A 22586-nucleotide genomic window follows, 5' to 3' on the forward strand; every position below is an offset into this window, starting at 1 on the left:
CGACACGAACCCGACAGAACATGGGAGAGTCCTCCGTTGGTTTCCAAGCTTCGAGTCCTTCTGGGCATGCTCGTTCTCCTGGCGCTGGCCATCGGCGCCATCGTCCTGCTGGCGGCCGTGAAGGCCGGTGCCATGTGGTTCACGGTCGTTCCCCTCGGCATCCTCTTCATCGGCTCGTCCGTCATCCGGTCGCTCGGGTGGTTCTCGAAGGAGCGGTGACGGAGGTCGGCGGCACGCACGGCGGCTCATCGGCACACGCGAAACCCCCCGTCCCAGCCCCGCGTTCCCGGATCGGGATCGATCCGGAGGACGGGAAGGACGAGGGGCGGGGCGGAACCGTCGGTCAGCCGAAGGCCTTGACCGCCTGGTAGTAGGTCCATGCCGTGCTGTTGCAGGCAGTCTTCGTGGCTCCGCCGTAGTTGAGACAGACGCGCTTGAGGTCCTCGTACAAGGCGCTGTCCAGACGGGACTTGTTGGCGCTGAAGGAGCCCGCGGCCTTGTAGTTGCGGTAGCCGAAGTCGTGCCGGGCGCACGACATCGAGAAGGGGAAGCCGAAGGGGTTGTCCGGCGAGGTGGAGCAGTAGTCGGTCGACCAGTCGAAGGCGTAGGCGGACCAGGCGCCTTGGTTGTTCCGGGCGGCGGCCCAGAGGTTGTAGCTCGAGGCGCTGGTCTGCGTCCAACTGGAAAGCACCTGGGGTTTGTCGGCCGGGGCGGCCGTGGCGACCGTGGCGGTGCCGACGGTGGTGAGCAGGGCGAGGGCCGAAGCGGACAGGCCGACGGAGAGCCTTTGGCGCATCCCATACCTCCATGAGGCTGCGCCCCGCTTGATGGGGCGCAGGTACATGACAAAATGATTGACGGGGCGACAGCGTTTGTACAGCCCCTGGCAGGTGGGTCTTCGCGTCGCGCGGGCGGCGCGAGCGGCCGGGGGGAGCCGTGACCCCGCCTCATGCCATCGCGGGCCCGTGCCCACGGGGGGCCGGCAGCGCTCAGCGGAACGCAGCGCACCCAGCACGGCTTGGATGCGGGCGTCCTGGGTCGACCCCACTTCTATGGCCAGCTCTTAGAAGCCGAAGCCGAAGCCGAAGCCGAAGCCGAAGCCGAAGCCGAAGCCGAAGCCGAAGCCCAAGCCGAAGCCGCGGGCCAGTTGGCCGGGTCCCGGAAGGAGGCAGGACTCGTCATGGCGTGATCATGCCGCACGGCGCTCCCTCGGTACCGTCCGCACCGGCGGCACCGGCGGCACCGCGGCACCGCCGGCCGGCACCGTGACCGGGTCGGCCGATAGTGTCGGCCCATGTCAAGTCCTGGAGACGTGCCGCCGGAGATCCTGAACAGGCTGCGGTCGATCTGCCGCCGGCTGCCCGAGTCGTACGAGGAACCAGCCTGGATCGGGGTGCGCTGGCGGATCCGCCGACGGACGTTCGCCCACGTCTACGCGCCGGAAGTGGAACGCTCCCCGGTCTACGCCTCGTATGCGACCGCGGAGCGGGAACCGGTCGTGATGACGTTCCGGGCACCCGCCGACGAGTTGCTCGGCCTGACCGCCACGGGGTCCCCGTTCTTCCGTGCCGAGTGGGGGCACAACGCTGTCGTCGCCGTCCTCGGTGACCACACCGACTGGACCGAGCTCTCCGAAGTGATCACCGACAGTTATCGCGAGATGGCTCCGAAGTTCCTCGCCGCCCGGCTTCCGCTCCAGCCGCCGCCCAGCTGACGGGCGGGCCACCGCGCGGCGCACAGCCCGACTGGTCGTGACGCTTCCGACGACCCGCGCTCAGGCCGTCGGGGGCGGGGGTGCGGAAGGCGGATCCGCCTCCGCGGTCCGCGGTCGCACTCCGGACCGTACTGCGAACGGAGCCGACGCCGACGACGCATGCCGAGCGCCACCCCTACGGCGATCAGCGAAATCATCACCACAGCGGGTATGGCGCGGGCCGGAACCGTTCCTGCTGGCACCGGGCTCGCCCCTTCGGGGGTCGTCCGTAGGCACGACGACAGCGGGCGGTGAGCGGGGGCGTCGCCCCGCTCGGGAACGTTCTCGCGGGGGCGTCGCCCCTTTCGGGAACGTTCCCGCTCGTCCGGACGCCGGTCCCCGGCGGTGCGCGGGACGAGGCGGAGGACACGTCCTCGCATGAGGTGCGCCGGCACGGGCAGGCGGACCGACGTACGGGAGCGGATCACTCCGAAAGGACAGCGACGTGCCCCAGGGCCAGCTCAAGAACATCTTCGTCGTCGGACTCGACGACGCCAACCTGCCGACTCTGCAAGCGGTCCCGGACGCGGACTCCTACCGCTTCCACCGTCTGCTCACCATCGAGGAACTCCAGGAAGGGGAGGTCTCCGTGAACCACCTCCTCGACAGAGCCCGGTCCGTCCTGGACGCCCACGACGGAAGCATCGACGCGATCGTCGGCTACTGGGACTTCCCCGTCAGCACCCTCGTTCCGATACTCGGCGAGGAGTACGGCACCCGCACCACGAGCCTGGAGTCCGTGGTCAAGTGCGAGCACAAGTACTGGAGCCGCCTGGAGCAGCGGAAGGCCGTCGACGCGTACCCGCGGTTCGGCCGCGTCGACCTGGGCACCGACGATCCGCGGCCGCCCGACGGCGTGTCCTTCCCCATGTGGCTCAAGCCCGCCCTCGCCTACTCCTCGGAGCTCGCCTTCGGCGTCAAGGACGAGGCCGAGTTCCGGGCCGCGGTGCAGGAGATACGCGCCGGCATCGGCCGCGTCGGGCGGCCCTTCGAGACCGTCCTCGATCTGCTGGACCTGCCGGAGGAGATGCGCGGGGTCGGCGGGGAAGTCTGCCTGGCCGAGGACGCCATGACCGGTATCCAGGTGGCCGTCGAGGGATACGTCTACCAGGGCCGGCCGACGGTCTACGGCGTGCTGGACTCGATCGACTACCCCGACTCACCGTGCTTCCTGAGGCACCAGTACCCCAGCACCCTTCCGCCCGACGTGATCCGCGTACTGCACGAAGTCAGCGAGCGGACCATGTCGCAGATCGGCTTCGACTCGGCGACCTTCAGCATCGAGTACTTCTACGATCCTCATACCGGCGACGTCAGCCTGCTGGAGATCAACCCCCGCCACTCGCAGGCGCATGCGGAGCTCTTCCTGTACGTCGACGGCGCCCCCAACCACAGCCGGATGATCAGCCTGGCGCTCGACCGCGACCCGGCGCTCCCCAGCGGCCGCGGGAAGTACGCCATGGCAGCCAAGTGGTACTACCGCTGGTTCGCCGACGGAACCGTGCACGGGATACCGAGCCCCGAGCGGATCGCCGCCATCGAGCGGGAGATCCCCGGCGTCCGGATCGACATCGTCCCCGAGGAGGGGCAGCAGCTCTCCACTGTCTCCCAGCAGGACAGCTACAGCTACGAGGTCGCCCACATCTTCACCGGCGGCGACGACGAGGCGGACCTCCGCCGCAAGTTCGACCGCGCGGTGGCGGCTCTCGGCCTCACCTTCGGCTGACCGGCCACGGTCCGTCGGCCGAGCCGCCCACGATGCCAGACTCACCGACCACTCAGGAGGTCGCTCCCCCATGCGATACGTGGACCAACTCCCCTGCGCGATCAAGGAGGAGAAGCACGTCACGATCCCGATGGCCGACGGAGCCCGGCTCTCGGCGCGGATCTGGCGCCCGACCTCGTCCGACACCGAACCCGTCCCCGCGGTCCTGGAGTACATCCCGTACCGGAAGAACGACCTCACCTCCACCCGCGACGCCATCCACCACCCCTACATCGCCGGACACGGCTATGCCTGCGTCCGGGTCGACATCCGTGGCACCGGAGAATCCGACGGCGTCCTCCTCGACGAGTACCTCGAACAGGAGCAGGCCGACGCCGAGGCGGTCCTGGCCTGGCTGGCGGAACAGCCCTGGTGCGACGGCAACACGGGAATGATGGGCATCTCCTGGGGCGCCTTCGCCGCCCTCCAGGTGGCGGCCCGCCGACCGCCGAGCCTGCGCGCGATCTGTGTCTCCTCGTTCACCGACGACCGGTACGCGGACGACATGCACTACCTGGGCGGCGCCATGCTCTCCGACAACCTCGCCGAGGCCGGGACCATGTTCGCCTACGCCACCTGCCCGCCCGACCCGGCTGTGGTCGGCGACCGTTGGCGCGAGATGTGGGGCGACCGCCTAGAGGCGGCACGCCCGTGGGTACTGGAATGGTTGCGTCACCCGCAGCGCGACGACTACTGGCGCCACGCCAGCCTGAGCGAGGACTACAGCGCCCTGCGGTGCCCGGTACTCGCCTCCAGCGGCTGGGCCGACGGCTACTCCAACGCCGTGACGCGCCTGCTCAAGCACGTCGACGTGCCGCGCAAGGGCCTGATCGGCCCGTGGTCGCACAAGCTTCCACACCTCGGTGAACCCGGCCCCGCCATCGGATACCTCCAAGAGGTGGTGCGGTGGTGGGACCACTGGCTCAAGGGCGTCGACAACGGCGTGATGGACGGACCCATGTTGCGAACCTGGATGCAGGAGAGCGTCCCGCCCTCCACCTCGTACGAGGAGCGGCCGGGCAGGTGGATCGGCGAGCCTTCCTGGCCCTCCCCGAACGTGACCGAGACCGTACTGCTCCTTCGGGGCGGCGGGCTCCGGATGCCCGGGACGCCCGGTCCGGACGACGGCCCCCCGGTCGCGGATCACGCACACACGGTCCAGTCCCCGCTCTCCGTCGGCCAGTTCGCCGGCAAGTGGGCGTCGTACAACGCCCCGCCGGACCTTCCGTACGACCAGCGCGAGGAGGACGGCGGCTCGCTCGTCTTCCAGACCGAGCCTCTGGCCGAGCGCATCGAGATCCTCGGCGCACCCGCCGTCGTCGTCGAGCTGTCCGCCGACGCTCCCGTTGCGCAGCTGAACGTCCGTCTCTCCGACGTCGCACCGGACGGCCGATCGACCCGGGTGACCTACGGCGTGCTCAATCTCGTACACCGCGACAATGAGGCCGCCCCAGACGTCCTGAGCCCCGGCCGGCGCTATACGGTCAGGGTGCCGCTCCACGGAGTCGCCCAGGCGTTCCCGCCCGGTCACCGCATCCGGCTGTCGCTGTCCACGTCGTACTGGCCGCTCGTCTGGCCCGCCCCCGAACCGGTGCTGCTCACCGTGTACGAGAGCGGCAGCTCCCTCACCCTGCCGGTCCGCACCGCCGACGAGGCGTCCGACGCGGAACTGCGCCCCTTCGGCGAACCGGAGGGCTGCGCGCCGCCGGTCGTCACGCGGCTGAGCGAACCGGAACAGGCCTGGACGGTCTCGCGCGACCTGGTGAACTACCGGTCGGTGCTCGACATCGTCAAGGATCAGGGGGTCCAGCGGTACGAGGACGCGGGCATCGACGTGGGGCTGAGGGCCTGCGAGCAGTACAGCTGGATCGCCGAGGACTTCGGCTCGGTGCGCGGAGAGTCGGCCTGGACCATGACCTTCGCCCGGCCGGACTGGGACGTACGGGTCGAGACCCGCACCGTCCTCACGTCGGACGCCGACACGTTCCACGTCGACGCGACCCTGGACGGCTACGAGGGAGGGCGCCGGGTGTTCTCGCGGACCTGGAACGAACACGTCCCACGCACCCACGTCTAGGCTGTTTCGTTTGGATCTTGCGGGGCTTGTCATACTTCCCGAGTGGAGATGCAAGCCGAGGAGGCAGCGCGGCAGTGGCTGGCTGATCAGGGCGTCAGCCAGGTGTGCGACGGGTGGGTGAGCGACGAGAAGCCAGACGCGTTGCTCACCGCCAACCAGTTAGCGCACTCTTGGGCCGGTGATGTGTTTGCCGAAGACCTGGACGCGGCCGACCAGCTGCGGCTGGCTTTCGGGCTGCTGGACCTCCTCGACGAGTACTGGGTCACGTGCGAGATCCGGTTCGCGAACGAGGATGAGGAAGGTCCCCTGCCGACCGACGTGTTGTGGGACGGCTACCGTCAGCGGCTGGAGGCGGACCGGGACGTCGAGGCCGTCACCTACTCGCTGTGGGTGGACTGGTTCGAGGACCACACCACGTCCGCGACGGCCTTCGCCGAGACCCTCGGCAATGACATCGACCGCGTGGTCGCCGAGGCATCGGAAGCCCTGCTCCGCCGAGCCCGCCGGGTCCTGGAGTGCTCGGGCCCGGTGCGCTGGACGGTGAAGGAACCGATATACCGCACCGCCATGCGGCTGCCCGCCTTGCACACGGCCGTTTTCCGCGGCCTCCTGGCAAGCTTCCACGACGTCTACGGCGATCTGGAACCGGCTGCCGCACTGGACCTGCTCGACCTGCTGGACCTCCCCGCGGACACCCGGCACCTTGCCGAACTGCACCACGTACTCGCCGCGGGGCACAAAAACCACTACCGCAGTCCCGGCGCCTGGGACGATGCGCTTCGCTCCGGCCCCTGAGTCGATGGCCTGGCGGACCAAAGAAAGATGCCCGCGATGTGGAGTCCGGTCAGGTAGATGGCCGCGGTCTTCTCGTAGCGGGTGGCGATGCCCCGCCACTGTTTCAAGCGGTTGATGCAGCGCTTGACGGTGTTGCGCTGCTTGTACGCCTCGCGGTCGAAGGCAGGTGGCCTGCCGCCACGGCTTCCGCGCCGCAGCCGGTGGCCGCGTTGATCGGCCGGAACGGGGATGACCGCCCGGATCCCACGCTTGCGCAGGTGCTCGCGGATCGCGCGGGAGGAGTACGCCTTGTCGGCCAGGACCACGTCCGGCCTGGTACGGGGACGGCCTCGCCGACGAGGGACGCGGAGGCGGGCCATGACGTGAGCAAAGGCGGGCGCGTCACCGGCCTGCCCAGCGGTAAGCACGAAGGCCAGCGGCCGGCAGTGGGCGTCGGAGGCCAAGTGGATCTTCGTGGTCAGCCCGCCGCGGGATCTGCCGATGGCGTGGTCCGCAGGTTCGCCGGTCGGAGCCCCTTTTTGCGGGCTCCGGCCGCGTGCTGGTGGGCACGCACGACGGTCGAGTCGACCGAGACGACCCAGTTGAGTTCCTTCTCAGCGTCGGCCTGCGCGATGAGCGCGGTGAACACCCGCTCCCAGGTGCCGTCGACGGCCCACATCCGCAACCGGTTGTAGACGCCTCGCCAGTTTCCGTACTTCTCGGGAAGGTGGACCCACTGCGATCCGGTCTGAAACTTCCAGGCGATCGCATCGATCACCTCACGGTGATCCTGCCACCGGCCACCCCGTCGCGGCGTCCGATCCGGGAGCAACGGCTCGATCCGCGCCCACTGCGCGTCAGTCAACGGCACGACCAGACCAACGAGTCGACGACCGGGATGAAACGGCCGTACCACCTCGTCTCATACGAGCTACTGCCCTGTCGCCCCGGGCCGGTAGTTCGGATTTGCCTGGTAGCCGCCCGAGAGCCGGCCGCGAGCGTCTACCTGCCAAGCCGCGATGATGGCCTCAGGGGGCACAGCCCCGTTCGGATCATCGACCATGTTCCCGTCGATCTCGTATACCCAGCCCCCTGGGTTTGCCTTGGCCTCGGCAACCAGCTCGGGCGGAGGCATCCGCTGCCCACTGCGCTTCCTTCGGAAGATTCCCATGTCTCACGCCTCCCCAGTCCTGAGGGGCGATGTTACGCAGCTCTGGATGATCCAAAAGAGGTGCCCTAGGGGTACTTGTGGGATGCACGGCACCAGACACCGCTTCCTGAGCCTGCCTGAGACGACGTAGTCGTGTCGGCCCGACGGGCCCGTACGGGCGCAGGACGGCGGGCAGGACGGCTGGCAGGGCGGCCTGCTGAGGAGGGGCGATGTCGGTGTACCCGCGCAGGTGGTCCGCGTGGACGCGGTCCGCCAGATGCCTCTCGACCACCGTGACCGCCGAGGGGCGTCGAGGTTGTCGTAGTACACGCCGTCGGGCGCGACCCCCACGTTGGCGACGGACCGATCGCCTTCCACATGCGTGCACCCCCACGCCAGGTGCGGCCGGCCGTCACTGCTGGTGAGCCGTCGGCCCTCCAGGTCTGCTGCCCATGCCTCACGAAGCCGAGCAGATGTGCCCGGCCCGAGCCCGCCGAGAGCCCCGACTCGTACCGACGGCCCCAGGGGCGCGGGGCGTGCCTGGCCGCAGCGCGTGGGGTGGAACAGGGGAGTGGGGGCGGCCTCGGCGATCGCGGCGGCGAGTCGTCGGCTACGACGGCGAGTTCGGCGCCCGGTTCGTCCACGCCGGGGGAGTCCCCGGCGGATCCCGCGGACCTGGCGCAGCGGCTTCTGGGCACTCTGCGCGAGCCGCTCGGCCAACGCGTGCCGCGTCCAAGGTCCATCCACCCCTCCATCCACCCCGCCGTCGGCGCCCCGTACGCCGTGCCCTCCCGGTGATTCGGGTCCTGCTGGGGCTGCGCCATGTCTCGTCCTGGGATGAAGGACGATCGGTGTGGGAGCGGTCGCGTTCGGGTTCCCCACACAAGCTCACCCACGTGTATACGAGGGGCACCGGAGCGGCAGCCCACGTGAGCGTCGCAGCCGCCTTCTCCGACCGCGACGCCGACTGGCCCGCACGGCAGCACGGCCGCCCCCGAGAGCCGCGCGCCACCCCTCCGCGAGGAAGTCGCCGGTCGCCCGCGCCGGTCAGCCCTGGACGCCGGCCAGTCGTGGAATTCAGGGGATCGTGGAGACTGGAGAGGTGGCGGAAAGCGAGAGGGAGACGGTCCGGCGCCTGGAGCAGACGATCCTGGGGCTCCTGCAGCGCCGTGCTCCCGGCGCGTCGATCTGTCCTTCGGACGCGGCACGCGCCGCCTACGAAGAGGACGACGACGGCTGGCGCGCCCTGATGGAGCCTGCCCGCCTCGCGGCCCGCCACCTGGTCGACGGGGGAGAGGTGGAGATCACCCAGCACGGCCGGCCCGTCGCACCAGGCGAGACCCGAGGCCCGATCCGTATCCGACGGGCCCGATGACCGAGTACACCAGATCGCGTTCGGACCGACCTGTTCCCGAGCGTCCCACGGTGGCTCCGGCACGCGGTGTCTGCTCAAACCGTTCGGTCGCCCGTGTGGCGGCCGAGATGGGCATCTCCCGGGCCACGGCCCACAAGTGGATCCGCCGGTGGCGGGCCGGCCTGCACGACCGGTCGAGCCGGCCTCTCACGACGCCCCACCGGACCCCGGCCGTGGTGGAAGACCGCGTCTGTGACCTGCGACGGACCCGCAAACTCGGCCCCGCCCGGATCAGTCCGATCCTGGGCCTTCCCGCCTCGACCGTCCACCGGATCCTGACCCGCCACCGGCCCAATCGCCTGGCCTGGCTCGACCGACCGACCGGCACCGTGATCCGCCGCTACGAACGCGACCGTCCCGGCGAGCTGGTCCACGTCGACGTGAAGAGACTCGGCCGGATCCCCGACGGCGGCGGGCACCGCTTGCGGGACCGCGACGCGGGCCGCCCGGTCCGCGGCATGGGCTTCGACTACGTCCACTCCGCGGTCGACGACCACAGCCGGCTGGCCTACAGCGAGATCCACCCGGATGCGAAGGTCGCGACCTGCGCGGCCTTCCTCATCCGCGCCGCAGCATTCCTCCACAGCCAGGGCGTCGACCGCATCGACCGCATCGAACGCGTCCTCACGGACAATGCCTGGGCCTACGGCAAGGGCCTGGCCTGGAAGAACGTCCTGGGCGGCCTCGGCGCGACCGGCAAGCTCATCCGGCCCTACCGGCCGCAGACCAACGGCAAGAGAGCTCGGGAATCCGGAGCACCAGTGAGGAGTGAGCACAGGAGAAGAGGGCAGGCGGTCGGTGCGCCGTGCTCGCCGATTTGAGAGGCCTCCTATGCCCTGCGTGTCCAGCCTGATCGCTGTGCGTCTCGATACGGGCGAGAGGGCGGTGCCCCTCTTCGCTCGATTCGCCTACTCCGCGGACCGTCCATATGCGGTGCAGGCGGACTTCCTCGACGGACTGGCCGTCCTGGCCTCCTGGCAGTTCGACCGGACGATGCTTGCCGACGGGCTGCGTCGGCCCGTAGGCGAGGGCGACGTCACGTTCCGCCCTCATCGGGGGGCCGGCGGTCACGAAGTCCGCATCGGGTTGGGCAGCCCCCCTGACACCCGGGAGGGACATGCGGTTCTCTTTGCCGAGGCCAGAGCGCTCAAGGGATTCCTGCGTCAGACGTACGACGTTGTCGGCGAAGGCGAGGAGTCCATGGATCTCGACGAGCTGCTCGACGAGATCCTGGCCCGCTGAAGCAAGGAGCGTGTCGACCATGGCGAACGACCTGTGGGGCTTCAACCCGTCGTGCGGAGACCTGAGCGACGTCGATCTGACCGGATGGCGGGTCGAAGCCGCTGACGGGCGGGTCGGCGTAGTGGACGCGTACTCCGATGCGACCGGCGAGGCGTTCCTCGTCGTGGAGGCCGACGGATGGATCTTCGGAAAGGTCATGATTCCGGCCGGCGCGGTGACGCACCTCGACCCTGCCGGACGCACGCTCGGGCTCGACCTGAGCCGGGGGCAGATCGAAGACGCCCCGCAGTACCTGCCCGACCAGCACCGTGCAGACCCGGAGTACCGCGCGGAGATCGCCGAGTACTACTGGAAAACCGGGCCTTGCTAGGCAACGTCCTCAAATGATCACCGCTGGGGGATCGCGGCATCGCGATACCTCACCATGAACTGCCCGATGCCGAGTGGGAGTTCGTCCGACCTCGCGCCCCTGATGTGGGCGTGACAGTCGACGACAGGACTCAGTGCCGCATCAGGAAAAGTCTGCCCTGTTGTGACGTGCCGTCCGGGTGCTGCCGTCACCACTACCGGACGCCCGCGTCACGCACCGAAGTGCGTCGGGTCGGCTGCCAGCTTGGTCGCGATGAGGTTCGGGTACGCGCCCGTGGTGCGGTCGCACCCGTCCCGGTCAGGATGCCGAGCGCCGGAAAGGGGTCGCCGACGACATACGGGCGTCCGTGTGCTTCGGTCCGCGCTCCAGCTGGCCCCGTGCGGGTGGTGGACACCTGGCCCGACAGGTTCCGTCCGAGGGTCCTCACGGGCCTCGCCGTAAGGGCGAGTCCTGGCCCGGGCGTCCTTCGTCTCCCCGGGCTGCGACGGCCGACGAAGTCCGGACCATTTCCGCGGTCCTCGTGTCACTGACAGGTATGTAACGCCTGCTACATTAATCTTCGTGATGAACGAGCAGGCTGTCCGGTGGCTGATCCTGGTGATCAAGCTCCCCGCTGAACCGTCCCGGCACCGCGTCGCAGTGTGGCGGGAGCTGCGCAGGATCGGCGCCCTCTCGCTGGGTCAGGGCATCTGGGCGGTGCCGGAGGTGCCCGTCTTCACCGGGGGAGTACAGCGCGCCCTCGAACTCACCGAGTCCGCCGGCGGCCAGGCCGTGGCGCTGCAGGCATCCGGCCGCTCCGAGCAGGACGCGGCCCGTCTCCGGGACATGTTCACCGCCGCCCGCTCCGCCGACTGGACCGAGTTCCTCGCCGACTGCGGCAAGTTCGAGGAGGAGATCGCCAAAGAGATCCGGATCGGCAAGTTCACCCTGGCCGAGCTGGAAGAAGAGGAGCAGTCCCTGGAGAGGCTGCGCCGCTGGCACCGCGACCTGACCGCCCGGGACGTCTTCGGCGCCCCCGAGGCTGCTGAGGCCGCCGCACGGCTCAAACACTGCACCGCCGTCTGCGAGCACTACTCCGAGCGCGTCTTCTCCGCCCTGCACTCCACCGACGAGGCCGCATCGTGACCCCAGAGCCCATAGGCCCGGCCGCACCGGGAGCGGCCATGTGGCCCTTGTACGCCGCCGGGTTCACCACCGCTTTCGGCGCCCACGGCATCGCCGCCAACCTGGGCGGCTTCTCCGAGGACGCCGTCACCTCCCTCCTCGTCCTGGGCGGACTACTCGCCCTGTACGACGGCGCCGAGGTCCTCCTCAAGCCCGTTTTCGGCTCGCTCGCCGACCGTATCGGCGGCAAACCGGTACTCCTGGGCGGACTCATCGCCTTCGCCGGGGCCTCCGCGCTGTACGCGGTCGCCGACAGCCCCGGTTGGCTGTGGGCCGCCCGCCTCGGCCAGGGCGCCGCGGCCTCCGCGTTCTCCCCCTCAGCCTCCACCCTGGTCGCCCGCCTCAACCCGGCCGCCAAGCGCGGACGGGCTTTCGGCTCCTACGGCTTCTACAAGTCCATCGGCTACACCCTCGGCCCCCTCCTGGGCGGCGTACTGGTGTGGGCAGGCGGCCTGCGCCTGCTGTTCACGGTCATGGCTCTGTGCGCGGCCGCCGTCGCCCTGTGGGCGGTTCTCGCCGTGCCCGCCGTACCGCCACTGCCCCGCCAGCGCCAGACCGTCGCCGACCTCGCCCGCCGTCTGGCCTACCGCTCCTTCCTCGCACCCACCGCCGCGCTCGCCGCAGCCACCGCCGCACTCTCCGTCGGAGTGGGCTTCCTGCCCGTCTCCGGAGCCGCAGCAGGCCTCGGTACCGTCGCCACCGGTGCCGCCGTCTCCGTCCTTGCCGCTACCGCCGCCATCGTCCAGCCCAAGGCGGGCCGCGCCCTCGACGCCGGTCGGCTGACCACCCGCACCGGACTGCTCACCGGACTGCTCATCACGGCTGCCGGACTCGCGGCTGCCGCGCTGCCCGGACTGGCCGGAGTTCTGCTCGCCTCCGCTCTCATCGGAACCGGCACCGGCCTGATCACCCCGCTCGGCTTCGCCGCACTTGCCGCTTCCACTCCCGAAGAGCGCATGGGCCAGACCATGGGATCGGCCGAACTGGGACGTGAACTCGGCGACGCCGGCGGCCCCCTCCTCGTCGCCGCTGTCGCCACCGTTTCCACCCTCAGCCTCGGCTACGCGGCCCTGGCCGGTTGCTGGCAGCAGGCCCCTTGCTGGCTCTGGCACTGGGCCCCCGCAAACGGCGAAGCAGCCCAGCAGCGCCATAGAACGGCTGAGCCACAGGCCAAGGCCCGGCCCCCCTCACGGAGCAGCAGGTCGTAGGCGCGGGGTGTTCTGCCGGGCACTTCTGGTGCGGCCCCTGCGCGGGCGCGAAGGCGTCGAAGGGGAAGAGAGGGGCGGGGTCCTGCCTGCGGGCATCCGCCAGGGCCTGGTGCAGGCATCCGACGATGGCCATGCCGAACTCTCCGGACGCCTCAGCCGTGCGGTGCCGCCGAGCCGGGCCGACTGCCGGTGGACGCTGGCCGCGCCGAGAGCCCCGGTGCCGTCGGGCGTCCGCGGTGGTTTCCTGTCCGTGATGACCAGGTAATGACCAGGACCTTCGCACAGCGGCTGCCAGCCACACGCGTACCCCCTGCGGCCGGTAGGCCACCAGCAGGTGCTGTACGTACACGGCTGCGACGGACCGGCTGGTCACATCGAGGCAGGCAGGAAGGCTGAGGGCCGGAATGCCGCCTTCGCGCCCGCCGTGCCCGGGCATCCGCCGCCTGCGCAGCCACCTCCGAACGACAGGCCCGTCAACGGCGCGACCGCGACGAACGCGACCGCCGCTGTGCCCCTTCCCGAGACCACGGCGATCCCGGCTTCTGCGGGTAGTCGTCTGTGCCGCCGAACGCCGGGCGGGCCCGCTTCCCATCTCAGGGCACCGACCACTTCTAGATTCGACGGAGGTCATGTCCTTGGCATGGATGAGTGCTTGGCGGGCACTCGCTGCTCGAGCACGACCTCACATTCCGCACTACAGGTATCGATGAAGGAGTCCTGTATGAACAACGACATGTGGAGCTACGTTCCGACCGCTGGTCACGGCCCGGACAGTGACCTCACGGGGTACAAGGTCGAGGCCGCCGATGGTCAGATCGGCAAGGTCGACAAGCATTCCGACGAGGTCGCCAACCAGTACATCGTCGTCGACACCGGCGTATGGATCTTCGGCAAGGAAGTTCTGCTGCCCGCCAGCACCGTGACGGCCATCGACAACGAGGAGCGGCGGATCCTCGTCTCGCTCACCAAGGAGCAGATCAAGAACGCGCCGGAGTTCGACAAGGAGAAGCACCTGGGCGACCCTGCCTATCGCGACCAGCTCGGCGGGTACTACGGCCCGGGCCACTGAGCCCCTTCGGAGCCGCGCCGACTCGGCAGGATGTGACCTTGCGCGGTGTCCAGTCGCACGCGTTGCACGGTGACTCGGTGGTGCCGCTGCTGCGGGCGGTTGCGAAAGCATTTGGGTCTGCTGAGCGTTGCTTGTAGGTCAAAGACGCGAGGTCATGAGCCCCAGCCGGACGGTCACCGTCGGCTGAGCTACGTGGCTCACGCGAGGAGGAGCTCGTTGCGGTTGTTCCGGTCATCGGCCGGGTCCGGGATTGCCACCCCCTCGTCGTCCGGCGGTCATCAATTCTCAGTAACTACCGCCAAGCGGCCGGAAGGGATTTCCGTGACCCGGACGTCGTCACCCGCACGGCCTCTCGAACAGGCCAGCCGCACCCCGCCCGGCGGCTGAGGCCCGATCAACCCGGGCAACTACGCGTCCACTGCAGCAGCGGCAACGACGAGGCTCAGCGGCCCGCCGACGTAAAGAGAGAACCAGGCGCGCGCATGGCGAGTGCTGGACATCATCGAGGCCACCCTCGTGGCGGCGGCCAAGCCTCGCGCAGGCAGCCCCCCAACGCGGGCTCGTCATCGCAGGGTAGTCGCCCCGGCCGCCCCGTCCCACAGGCCGTGCGATCACTGAGATCATCCAACCTCACGACGCGGGGCGTGAGCATCCATGCGCTGCTCCCGAGTCAGTATCCAGGCTCCCGAGCAGGTCGAACTTGCGTACGCAGACTCTCCACGCCACCCAGATCCCAGTTCGACACGCCCGGACAAGATGTATGGCCCGTTTGCCGGTTTCGGTGAGAGTGGTTCAGACAGGACCGAGGCTGCGGCAAAACTGCGGCTCAGGAAGTCTGCTCCCCGCACCCGTAGGGATGGTCGCCGGACAGGATCAACAAGGGCACCGTCAGCAACTGCGCCCCGCAGTCCAAGCGGTTCCGATTCTCCTGCGTAGCCGGCTGATCTCTCCGCCACCCCTCGGCCGGGTTACGTCAGGGTGAGGGGCACAGTGATGGTGAGGTGTCCGTCGCCGGTGGGCAGCGCGGGGGCAAGGGCGTTCATTCGAGCCGCGAGGTGACTGATCACCCGGCCGGTCAGTTCCTCGTCCCAGGCTGCTGTGCCTTCCGGTGGCAGGAGCTTTTCCTGCCTGGTCGGTGGGCTGTCACCGAGATAGCGCGCAGTGTCCAGGTTGACGACCCAGCAGGCCAGCGCGATCTTCACCTGCCCGGGCTCCGTTGCCCACTGCGCCTGTACGTGGGCGCACATGCTGAAGCCGTCCCCGCCGCAGCTGACCGTCGTGGAGAACCGTCTGCCACGTGGGTATCGCTGAACCAGCGTGAGTACGGCCGGTTCCACCACGGTCCGCGCCATCACTTCCGTATACACCGTCTGTCCCCCGTCGAGCCTGGCCGTCAGCATCCCAGACGGGGCCCGCGAGGAACAGGTCTGCCCCGGCACGGGCCGGCGGGCGGGCCGGACCGCGCCGCCGTGATCACTGCCCCGGCCCGGGGACGCCACCGATCCCCCGAGGAGTCAGTCGGCGACGCCCCTCTCGGGCTCATGGACCGCCCCTCACCCGGGGCGCGACCTTACCCCGGGTACGCCGCGAGGCCTCACCGGATGGGTCGTGAATACGCCGACGGCCGGTACGGCTCCACCGACCGACCGACCGACCGACCGACCGACCGACCGACCGACCGACCGACCGATCGAGCGAGCGCGCGCATCGGGCTTGCGGAGACCTTATTCCACAGCGAGCCGCCCAGCCTGTCCGCCAAGGCCACCGGTGGGTCGACGGGGAATTCAACGGGGAACGCGAGGGCACCCGCAGCTCCATGACGATCGGGGAAGTCCTGCTGCTACCTGACCAGTGTGCTCGGCGTGTCGTGGCCTCGTCGATGACACCGGTACCAAGACCACACGTATTGCTACGGCTTTCGCGGCGGGCGGGCGGCGGCCTCCGGGAAGGTTTCGCGGCCCGGCCGGCTCGACGGCGGCTGCCGGGACGCCCGCCGGCCTGTACCACTTCCAGGCCCGCCGTTTCGGCCCACATCTCCGCCGCTTCAACCAGCGGGCCCCCTCCGGCCAGGCGAACAGCCCTTGCCTCTACGCCGAGGGTGACCCCGTCAACCGCATCCACCTCAGCGGACAGTTGAGCTTTGGCAACATGTTCGACGGGCTCGCTCCGTGGGTGACGCCCTCGACGTCGTCGAATCGGGCGCGGTCTGGGGAACCGCGATGTGGCAGGGGCGGCGCAGGGCGCCGCCAAGCCTCTACGCCGACGTCGATTCGGAGCGGCCTGTGAGGCGGCCGTCGGGCCGTCGACCGGATTCCTGGCAACGGCGGGGTGCGCGGCCGCTGGCGCCAACACGGCCGGCCTGGGGGCCGTGGAGTGCGGCCCCCACCAGGTTGGGGGAGGAGAACCATGTCCGAAGAAGCCAGCGTCACCCATTCCCCGCACCCGTGGAGAAACTTCGTCCTCGCCTTCGAGGGCCTCTACACGGTCATGGCGGCCGTCATGACCGTGACCGGTGCGGCACCCGCAGCCGCGTTCGGCACCCCCGCGGGAGTTCTGACCTGTCCTGCGATCGGGATGGGAATCGTGCGCCGCAGAAGGACACAGGCCTCGTGAACCGGCTCGGATGCACGATGGCAACGCCGGCGGCGGGTCTCGGCAGCAGTCCCGCCGCCGTGGATGGGCACCGGTTCGTACGGGTGTGGGGTCAGGTTCCGCTGGCGTAGTGCGTACGGACCCACAGGGGCAGGGCGAACCAGCAGAGCAGGTACCAGAGGAGGACACCGGAGACCAGCCAGGGCACGTAGGGGTCGTGCGTGGCCACCCTCAGAACGAGGAACAACGCGGACGTGAGCGTCGCGAGGAGGAGCAGGATCCCCGCGAAGGTGAGGCGGGATGCCCAGACGACGGCTTCGGGCTTGACCTGCCGTCCGGAGACGATCCGGTGGACGGAGACGGGGCCTATCAGTGCGCCTGTGGCCAGCGAGCCGAGCACGACGGTGACGAGGTAGATCGTCTTGTCGGTCTGCTCCAGATCGTGGAAGAGCGGAGTGAACACCACTGTCAGGAGGAAGCCGAGAAGGATCTGGACGCCGGTCTGGGCGACCCGTATCTCCTGGAGAAGCTCCTGCCAGCGCCGGTCCGCGCGCTCTTCCCCGGTCTCGGCCCGCCCGTCCCCATCGGCGTCCCGCTCCGCCGCGGGGTCTCTGCGCTCCTTTGCGTGCTGCTCACCGTGCTCGCCGCGTTCCGGTTGTCCGCCGCGCTGTCGCTGCTCGGCCTGCCTGCCCTGCTGGCCCTCCGGCGCGGAGACGCCGTGTCGCTCGTCCATGAAGATCCTCCTCGGGAATGTGGACCAGGGGCGCACACACGCCGTGATCCCCGCTCCTCCGAGTCACGGGTGCACGACGCGGAGAGCAGCGCGTCGGGCCGGACGCCGTCGTGCCTCGGGGCACGTCAGGAGACCTCACCCCGGGCACCGTGCCGGGTGCCGGGCGGAGGAACGTGGATCGCGTGGCGGGCGGGCGCCCTCTCGCTCTGCGTCCGTGTGCCCCGGCGACGGGACCCCATGCACACCGCCCGCACGCCATCAACACGCGGCCTGCCGGAATCGGGGGCGCATCGGGCACATCGGGCACGCGGCCGGGAGCCCGGGACGTGCGGGGCGTCGTATGCGGCCCGGGTGCTGGGGTATCGGTCCGCATGATGAGGGGACGTCCTCCTCGGTCCGGCGTGGCAGCATGCGGCGATGCTCTTGGTGGACCGGGTGGACCGGGTGGACCGGGTGGACCGGGTGGGGCGGGTGGACCGGGTGGGGCGCTGTTGGCAGCGGCACGGTGCGAGACTGTCGCCGGATCCGTTGAAGGCTCCGGGTTCCGCAGCCCTGCTGGCTCAGGGCTCGCCCTCGTTCGCCGGGGCACCGCACCACGTCCGCCTGGTCACTGACACCCCCGACGCCGTCAACCCCTCCGGATCCCTCCTGAAGCGGCTGTCGGCCAAGCGGTTCGAGAAGAGCCTGCGTGTGGTGGTGAACTCGGTGGTCTTCCGCTCCTCCGGTCAGAACCTGACCACCGTCGGCACTTACGCCGAGATGACCTCCCGGCTGACCGAGCCCGTCCTCCTCGGCTTCGCCGCCCTCGCGGTCCGCGACCGAGTCAAACGCTGACCGCGCCCAGTATGCGCATGCTCACGTGCGCACACCACGAGCTGGTGAGCCGGGCCAGCTGACGGATTTTGACTTCCCGTGGGTCATGAAGGACGCGTCAGCCGGCTCTGCGAAGTACGGGGCCACGCCAGATAAGCCGGTTCTCTGAGTGGGGTGATACCGCTGGCGCAGACCGAGGATGGGCGCCACGGGGTGCTCCCCGCTCGCGCGGGGGATAGTCCCGCCATGCCGGATGTCGGCGCACAAGTGATGCGCTCTGCCGGGTACGGGTGGACGTGTCCGGCTTCGGTGTGTGGCCCGGGCAGCGCCGAGACTCCCGGTGGGGCGTGTGGTGGTGACCGGGGGAAGGCCCGGGTGGGGAGTTGACCCTGACAGTGTGTGAGGGCGTTGGCTGGCCCCACCACCCACCCCACCACCTCACCCCGCCCCGCCCCTCCAACTGCCCCGATGATCAGCCCGCCCGGGCGATCCGCCGGTGGTGATCACCTCTGTCTCTTAGAAGGGTTCCTTGTGCTCGGCTATATCGGATCCGGCCCGTACTGCTACACGAACTCGCTGTCCATGATGCTGGGTGGGGAGTCTCCCACCACGGCGGTCATCGAGACGTTGACCGGTTCACCGTTCGGCGCCCAGCTCATCGGCGGTTCCCTGCCCCTGTTCGATCCCTACGGCTGGGACCCCGAGACCGGCCTCGACGCGGCCATCGCATTGCTGGGCTGGACCTGTGAGCGCAGCGACGGCGGGACGCCGGCCGAGGCACTGGACCGGCTGCGGACCGCCTGCTCGCGCGGGCCGGTCCTGGTCGGGCCGGTGGACATGGGCCTGCTGCTGTACCAGCCCGGCACACCGAACGCCGACGGCGGTGACCACTACGTCGTGGTACTCGCCGCCGACCAGGACACCGTCGAACTCCACGACCCTCACGGCCACCCCTACGCGATGCTGCCCGCACAGGCTTTCCTCTCCGCATGGGAGGCGAGGGCGGTCAGTTACACCGATGCCCCGTTCGTCCTGCGGGCCGGCTTCGCGCGCCATGTTCGGATCACTCCCGCCGTCGCGCTGCGGCAGTCGCTTCCACAGGCCGAGCGGTGGCTGGCCGGCCGTGAGCTGCCCATGCCTCCCGGTTCGCTGGGCGGGACCGCCGCCGTCGAGGCGCTCGCCGACCTGGTCGCCCGGGGCACACCTCCCGGCATCCGCACGTTGCTCACCGCCTTCGGTGTCCGCGTAGGAGCACGGCGTCTGAACGACGCGGCGACGTGCCTGCAAGAGCTCGGGCTGTCGCACGCGGCCTCCATCGCGCAGCGCCAGGCCAGGATCCTGGGCGGCCTGCAGTATCCGCTGGTGCGCGGGGACGACGCGACCGCAGCGGCGCAACTGCGCCACCTCGCCCCCCTCTACGCGCAACTGCACACGGCGCTGGCCACGGCACTGGACAGCGTCACCTGATCGACGTGAGAAGTACACCCCTTGCCTGCGCACAGGAACCTCTTCCGGCTCCCCGGCCCCCGCGCCGTCCGTACCTGGACCCGTACCGCCGCGCGCCGTCTGGCCCGCGCGGCCGCCGACCACGGTGACGCGGAGGCCGGCCTGCGCGCCGAGTACGAGCGCTACGCCGTCGGCCCCGCCCGCCACAGCCCCGACCATGACCTCCCCGCCGGAGACGGTACGCGTACGCCCCCGACGAGATTCTGCCGCGTGACGTCTCAGGCGGTGGGGTCCCAGAGCCCGGCGGCCTCTCCGCGGGCGAGGTGCTCGGCGTAGACACCGGCTTTCCAGGCGATGAGGGACCGGCACTCTTCCAGCGCCTGGATCTGCGCGTCGACGCGTTGGCGGTGCGTGTCCAGCAGGTCCAGGCGTTGGGTCTCGTTGCCGGGACCCTGCCGCACCAGTTCGGCGAACCGCTTGAGGTCGGCGAGCGGCATACCGGAGGCCCGGAGCCTGACGCAGATCAACAGCCAGTCCACGTCGGACGCGGTGTACTGCCGCCGGCCTCCAGGCGTGCGGCGGACCGGTCCGGCCAGCAGGGCCTCACGCTCGTAGAAGCGCAGGGCGTGCACGCTGAGTCCGGTCCGCGCGGCGACTTCGCCGATGCTCAGCAAATCCCCATGAGTCCCAGCGGATCTCATGCCACCCGTACCACCCGTACCACCCATGCCACCCGTGTCGCACAGTCGAGGACTTGATCTAGACCGTTCTCTAGATCGTAGCGTCAGCGGCATGACCTCTCCCGATCAGCATCCGCTCGGCTCTCCCTTCTCCGCCACCACCACCGCCGAAGACGTCATGGCCGGTCACCGCCTCTGCGGCAAGACGGCCCTGGTGACCGGGGGTTACTCCGGACTCGGGCTGGAGACCACCCGACGTCTGGCGGCCGCCGGCGCCCGCGTCATCGTCCCCGCCCGCCGCCCTGACACGGCTCGCACGGTCCTTCAGGACGTGGAAGGGGCCGAAGTCCTCGCCATGGACCTGACCGACCTCCACAGCGTGCGCGCCGCTGTTGCACAGATCAGCCACCGGATCGACCGCCTCGACATCCTGATGGCCGTCGCGGGCGTCATGGCCACCCCGGAGCGGCGCGTAGGGCCCGGCTGGGAAAGCCAGCTGGCTGCCAACCACTTCGGCCACTTCGTACTCACCTGCGAGCTGTACTTGCTGCTGGCCGCTGCGGACGGCGCGCGTGTCGTCGTCAACAGCTCCGCCGGGCACGTCCTGAGCGACATCCGCTGGCAGGACCCGCACTTGCGGACCGGCTACGACAAGTGGCTGGCCTACGGGCAGGCCAAGACCGCCAACTCCCTGTTCGCCGTCCACCTCGACACCCTCGGACGCCACGACGGCGTACGAGCCTTCGCCCTCCACCCCGGAAAGATCATCACCGGGCTCCAACGGGAGATGAGCCTGCGGGAACAGATCGACCGCGGGTGGGTGGACGAGCACGGCAACGTCATCGGCGCCGGGTTCAAGACCCCCTCCCAGGGCGCCGCCACGGGCCTCTGGGCGGCTACCTCGCCCCTCCTCGGCACACGTGGAGGGCTCTATCTGGAGGACTGCGACGTCGCGCACCTCTCCGCCCCCGGGCAGCCCATGGACGACGGCGGCGTCCGCGCGTACGCCGTCGCCGCCGACTCCGCCGCACGCCTCTGGGAACTGTCCCTCGCGGCGACCGGCACCACTCCGATCACCCGATGAGGACGCGCTCCGCCCACACCCCGCCGTTCGGCCTTGCGCTCGTAGCGCCGGTGGAGCCGTCGGCAGCTGGCCGACCAGGACACTGTCCGCTCTTGAACCCGTCGGTGGCGACCGGGCCGCTGTGAAGACTCGAGGCCTTTTTCGGGCGGTGCGGTGGCGAATGCCCCGGATGCGAAGCGCCACCGACGCAGAGGGCCGTAGCCACAGCCCTTGCCGGCGTGCGGCTTCGCCTGGCGTCGGCGGCGCGGGCCGCGGCGGGAGGGGACTGGCGGGATCCCACGCACCGCGGCTCCAGGCCCAGGCTGTCGTGCATGTTCGGTCGGGAAATTGCTCAGGGACAGCGGCCGTCCGTCGCGGTCGGTGATCAGGTGAGTCTTCGGTCCTGGCTTGCCGTGCTCGGTGAACGCGGGGACCCCTGGTGGGGGCAGAGCGCCACCGAGCGGACCGCCGGCTGGGGAACAGGCTCAAGGCCCTCGGCGCCGCCGCCGTGGGGCTGCCGATGACAGGTGACCCGGGGGTTCAGGCGACCGGTGCCGTCGGGTCCGGGGTGAGTGCGTCCCACGGGGCCGGGGTGAGCTGGTCCGTCCACGCGGCCAGCGCCTCGCCGTCCACGCAGATGATCCCGCAGGTGGCCGCGTACTCGGCGGCGGGCGCCGTGAACGAGCTGGTGGTCACGATCACGGCCACATCCGCTTCGTGGATGGTGAAGCAGGTGCCGCCGAACCTCTGTAGGTCCTGGGAGCCGACGCGGTTGCTCTGCGCGTAGTGCTTGCACTGGAGCACGACCCGCCGTCCGTCCGGGGCCACGGCGATCACGTCGGCGCCCAGGTCACCCGCTCCGCCGACCACCTTCACCGCGGTGCAGCCGTCCCGCGCGCAGAGCGCGGCGACCGCGTGCTCGAAGCCGTCGGCGTCGACCGCCTCGTGATCGAGGGCCCCGGCTCCGACGTCGGGCACGTCCGGGGCGGGGGCCGGGCCGTCCGGCAGACCGGCGGGACGTGCGCTCGCGCGGCTTTGGACGGGTGCCCTTCCGCGCCGGGTCACCGCGAGGACGCCCAGGGCGGCGACCGCCACGAGAACAGCGGCCAGGACACCCGGTCTGCGGTCTCCCGCCACTTCCGCCGTCTTGAGGAAGAGAGCCAGCCCGCCTGCGCATATCCCCAGGAGACCGACCGCCAGCACCAAGTCGCGCCACGCGCGCGCCCAAGGGCGCCTCACCCCACGCCTGTCCTCCCCGGCCGCCTTCATCCGG

General features: G+C 70.1%; 21 protein-coding genes and 1 pseudogene. 16 read left to right on the forward strand and 6 right to left on the reverse strand.

The annotated features are described in order from the left end of the window. The first annotated feature begins 66 nt into the window (after positions 1 to 66). Entirely contained in the window at positions 67 to 219 is a 153-nt protein-coding gene (locus OG392_RS36755) for a hypothetical protein (protein ID WP_329286832.1), read from the forward strand. A 124-nt stretch (positions 220 to 343) separates the two neighbouring features. Here the strand turns inward: OG392_RS36755 and OG392_RS36760 are convergent, their stop codons facing one another. Beyond that, entirely contained in the window at positions 344 to 796 is a 453-nt protein-coding gene (locus OG392_RS36760) for a phospholipase (RefSeq protein ID WP_329286834.1), read from the reverse strand. A 498-nt stretch (positions 797 to 1294) separates the two neighbouring features. On the opposite strand from OG392_RS36760, the gene OG392_RS36765 reads away from it, so the two are divergent. The 4 genes from OG392_RS36765 to OG392_RS36780 all read left to right on the forward strand — a co-directional run bounded on the left by OG392_RS36765 (position 1295) and on the right by OG392_RS36780 (position 6390). Further along, positions 1295 to 1714 carry an MmcQ/YjbR family DNA-binding protein gene (locus OG392_RS36765; RefSeq protein ID WP_329286836.1) on the forward strand — a complete coding sequence of 140 codons (420 nt, stop codon included), beginning with the start codon at positions 1295 to 1297 and terminating at the stop codon, positions 1712 to 1714. A 484-nt stretch (positions 1715 to 2198) separates the two neighbouring features. Next, the gene (locus tag OG392_RS36770; protein WP_329286837.1) at positions 2199 to 3479 is read left to right on the forward strand and encodes an ATP-grasp domain-containing protein; all 1281 of its coding nucleotides are present in this window, start codon (positions 2199 to 2201) and stop codon (positions 3477 to 3479) included. Positions 3480 to 3549: 70 nt separating this feature from the next. After that, positions 3550 to 5595 carry a CocE/NonD family hydrolase gene (locus OG392_RS36775; protein ID WP_329286838.1) on the forward strand — a complete coding sequence of 682 codons (2046 nt, stop codon included), beginning with the start codon at positions 3550 to 3552 and terminating at the stop codon, positions 5593 to 5595. Positions 5596 to 5643: 48 nt separating this feature from the next. After that, positions 5644 to 6390 (forward strand): hypothetical protein, encoded by a 747-nt coding sequence (locus tag OG392_RS36780; RefSeq protein ID WP_329287678.1) that lies wholly within the window; start codon positions 5644 to 5646, stop codon positions 6388 to 6390. On the opposite strand, the gene OG392_RS36785 is transcribed toward OG392_RS36780, so the two are convergent. Then, positions 6342 to 7246 (reverse strand): IS5 family transposase gene (locus OG392_RS36785; protein WP_443055124.1). Its coding sequence is split into 2 segments (ribosomal slippage): positions 6342 to 6898 and positions 6898 to 7246, totalling 906 coding nucleotides; the frame shifts between segments, so codons are not numbered across the junction. The two genes, OG392_RS36780 and OG392_RS36785, sit on opposite strands and share 49 nt — an antisense overlap. 1375 nt (positions 7247 to 8621) lie before the next feature. On the opposite strand from OG392_RS36785, the gene OG392_RS36795 reads away from it, so the two are divergent. The 7 genes and pseudogenes from OG392_RS36795 (at position 8622) to OG392_RS36825 (ending at position 13986) form a co-directional block, all read left to right on the forward strand. Further along, on the forward strand, positions 8622 to 8894 hold the full coding sequence (locus tag OG392_RS36795; RefSeq protein WP_329286839.1) for a DUF3253 domain-containing protein: 273 nt from the start codon (positions 8622 to 8624) through the stop codon (positions 8892 to 8894). 50 nt (positions 8895 to 8944) lie between these two features. Then, positions 8945 to 9679: pseudogene (locus tag OG392_RS36800) on the forward strand (DDE-type integrase/transposase/recombinase); the annotation flags it as partial. A 94-nt stretch (positions 9680 to 9773) separates the two neighbouring features. Beyond that, positions 9774 to 10175 carry an SsgA family sporulation/cell division regulator gene (locus tag OG392_RS36805; protein ID WP_329286841.1) on the forward strand — a complete coding sequence of 134 codons (402 nt, stop codon included), beginning with the start codon at positions 9774 to 9776 and terminating at the stop codon, positions 10173 to 10175. A 19-nt stretch (positions 10176 to 10194) separates the two neighbouring features. After that, positions 10195 to 10545, forward strand: coding sequence for a PRC-barrel domain containing protein (locus OG392_RS36810; protein ID WP_329286842.1), 351 nt, complete (start codon positions 10195 to 10197; stop codon positions 10543 to 10545). 564 nt (positions 10546 to 11109) lie between these two features. After that, positions 11110 to 11670, forward strand: coding sequence for a Chromate resistance protein ChrB (locus OG392_RS36815; protein WP_329286844.1), 561 nt, complete (start codon positions 11110 to 11112; stop codon positions 11668 to 11670). Between the two features lie 38 nt (positions 11671 to 11708). Beyond that, complete coding sequence (locus OG392_RS36820; protein WP_329286846.1) at positions 11709 to 12917, forward strand: MFS transporter; 1209 nt, start codon at positions 11709 to 11711, stop codon at positions 12915 to 12917. Between the two features lie 721 nt (positions 12918 to 13638). Continuing rightward, positions 13639 to 13986, forward strand: coding sequence for a PRC-barrel domain-containing protein (locus tag OG392_RS36825; RefSeq protein WP_329286847.1), 348 nt, complete (start codon positions 13639 to 13641; stop codon positions 13984 to 13986). Positions 13987 to 14954: 968 nt separating this feature from the next. On the opposite strand, the gene OG392_RS36830 is transcribed toward OG392_RS36825, so the two are convergent. Then, positions 14955 to 15188: a hypothetical protein gene (locus OG392_RS36830; RefSeq protein ID WP_329286848.1), complete on the reverse strand. Its 234-nt coding sequence runs from the start codon at positions 15186 to 15188 to the stop codon at positions 14955 to 14957. 1204 nt (positions 15189 to 16392) lie between these two features. Here OG392_RS36830 and OG392_RS36835 point away from each other — a divergent pair. Further along, the gene (locus tag OG392_RS36835; RefSeq protein ID WP_329286849.1) at positions 16393 to 16599 is read left to right on the forward strand and encodes a hypothetical protein; all 207 of its coding nucleotides are present in this window, start codon (positions 16393 to 16395) and stop codon (positions 16597 to 16599) included. Positions 16600 to 16690: 91 nt separating this feature from the next. Here the strand turns inward: OG392_RS36835 and OG392_RS36840 are convergent, their stop codons facing one another. Then, on the reverse strand, positions 16691 to 17311 hold the full coding sequence (locus OG392_RS36840; protein WP_329286851.1) for a DUF6328 family protein: 621 nt from the start codon (positions 17309 to 17311) through the stop codon (positions 16691 to 16693). Between the two features lie 417 nt (positions 17312 to 17728). Here OG392_RS36840 and OG392_RS36845 point away from each other — a divergent pair, with 417 nt between their 5' ends. Both OG392_RS36845 and OG392_RS36850 read left to right on the forward strand, forming a co-directional pair. Continuing rightward, a complete protein-coding gene (locus OG392_RS36845) occupies positions 17729 to 18145 on the forward strand; it encodes a hypothetical protein (protein WP_329286853.1) in 417 nt (138 codons plus the stop codon). Positions 18146 to 18655: 510 nt separating this feature from the next. Beyond that, entirely contained in the window at positions 18656 to 19591 is a 936-nt protein-coding gene (locus OG392_RS36850) for a hypothetical protein (RefSeq protein WP_329286855.1), read from the forward strand. A gap of 257 nt (positions 19592 to 19848) precedes the next feature. On the opposite strand, the gene OG392_RS36855 is transcribed toward OG392_RS36850, so the two are convergent. Then, positions 19849 to 20271, reverse strand: coding sequence for a MerR family transcriptional regulator (locus tag OG392_RS36855; protein ID WP_443055037.1), 423 nt, complete (start codon positions 20269 to 20271; stop codon positions 19849 to 19851). A gap of 91 nt (positions 20272 to 20362) precedes the next feature. Between OG392_RS36855 and OG392_RS36860 the strand changes: the two genes are divergently transcribed. Then, on the forward strand, positions 20363 to 21334 hold the full coding sequence (locus OG392_RS36860) for an oxidoreductase (protein ID WP_329286859.1): 972 nt from the start codon (positions 20363 to 20365) through the stop codon (positions 21332 to 21334). 519 nt (positions 21335 to 21853) lie between these two features. Here OG392_RS36860 and OG392_RS36865 read toward each other — a convergent pair. After that, positions 21854 to 22552 (reverse strand): restriction endonuclease, encoded by a 699-nt coding sequence (locus OG392_RS36865; protein ID WP_329286861.1) that lies wholly within the window; start codon positions 22550 to 22552, stop codon positions 21854 to 21856. Positions 22553 to 22586: the final 34 nt, after the last annotated feature.

Origin of the sequence: Streptomyces sp. NBC_00691 (assembly GCF_036226665.1) — a bacterium.
Lineage (GTDB): Bacteria > Actinomycetota > Actinomycetes > Streptomycetales > Streptomycetaceae > Streptomyces.